Source organism: Cupriavidus sp. 05T41 (genome assembly GCF_056396525.1).
The window spans coordinates 1-1,481 of record NZ_JBFTLQ010000194.1; the positions used below are offsets into that span (position 1 = coordinate 1).

Below are 1,481 nucleotides of genomic sequence, written 5' to 3' on the forward strand. Positions count from 1 at the left end.
GCTCCCGGCTCGGGTCCATGCCCATCTCGCGCACGTGCGCGGCGTAGTTGCGGCCAACACAGTAGATGCGGCGAACGGKAAACTGGTCGTTGCCGCCAACCACGGGAATCGTAACGGCAGGAATGGGCGGAATTACAAAGGTCATGTGGTACTCCATGAGTGTAGGTCTMGCTGCGCAGATACCGTCTGCGAGACCAGTGGGGCGGACTGRGCCGCATTCAGAAGACGTGCTTGATGCCGACCATCGCCCCCAGCTGCGAGGCACCTGGTCCCGGATTGGCCCCGGCCGATCCGCTGCTGACGGAAAGCGACAACTGGCCGTAGTTGTTGATGTAACCTGCCGTGCCGTAAATCGTTGTGCGCTTGGAGAAGTTGTAGACGCCACGCAGCGCGTACAGTATTGCCCTGTTGCCATTGGACCGATAGCGCAGGTAGTAGACCTGGCCGGCTACGTTGATGGCCGGTGTCAGGTCATGCGACGCGCCGGCATACCAAAGGTCGCTCAACCCCGTGGGAATGCCTTCGTTGTCGCGGCGCAGCCAGCCCGCACCGACCTTCGTTCTGTCCATTAGTGCATACGCACTGAGCGACAAGCGCTCGTCGGATTTCCCACTGGTGTTCAGTCCCGCGAATGCATCGGATCCGCCGCGGATAACATCATAGGCAGCAGCCACGCCGAACTGCCTGGTCTCGTACTGCACCAATGCAGACCACTCGCGGCAGGCAGAATGGTCGGCCGAGTTCTCGCCGGCACAGTTTGTGCCCGCCGGGCTCGGCCCCGCGTTCACTGCGTCGCGGCCAAGGCYGTATGTCGCGCCAACTGTCAGGCCTCCGAACTTGCCCTTGTAGGCAATGGCATTGTCAGCGCGCGCGTTGGGAATGTAGCTATCCAGCGAGCCGGAACCGAATGTATTCGGGCCGAGGATGTCCGGGTCGAGCATCGCCCAAAACAGCATGGTGTACTGACGACCCAGCGATACCTGTCCCCAGCTACCCGACAGGCCGACCCACGCCTGGCGTCCGAACAGGCGCCCTCCCTGGTTGCTGAGTCCCGAGTCGGGCGCGAAGCCAGATTCAAGCACGACGTTTGCCTTCATTCCGCCACCGACATCTTCGCTGCCGCGCAAACCCCAGCGGGATGGCACGGTGCCAGACAGGGAGCTCATGCGGACCACACTGCTATTGGCGGCACCGATGTGATTTACATATTCGACGCCGGAATCGACTACGCCATAAAGCGTGACGGATTGCGCGCAGGCGAGCGCGGGCAAGGCGGCGGCGCATGCTAGCGCCAGCTCATTGAACTTCATAGGTCTCCTCCTCGTGATGTMGTTCTTTTCAGGACACTGTCGAACCGCGTTGGTCACGCGGCGCCGGAAGCCGTACATCCAAAAAGACCACTGCAACTGCGGCACCGGCCATGGGCAGAAGGAAGATGAAGTACAGGCTAGGAACGCTCCACCMGATGTCCAGCAACACCC

Annotated in this window: 1 protein-coding gene and 1 pseudogene; both read right to left on the reverse strand. The window is 61.6% G+C overall.

All coding sequences use genetic code 11. The features are described 5' to 3' along the window. A pseudogene (locus tag AC1DKV_RS40415) lies at positions 1-145 on the reverse strand (fumarylacetoacetate hydrolase family protein); the annotation flags it as partial. A gap of 73 nt (positions 146-218) precedes the next feature. Next, the gene (locus AC1DKV_RS40420; protein WP_477139759.1) at positions 219-1,310 is read right to left on the reverse strand and encodes a porin; all 1,092 of its coding nucleotides are present in this window, start codon (positions 1,308-1,310) and stop codon (positions 219-221) included. Positions 1,311-1,481 lie beyond the last annotated feature (171 nt).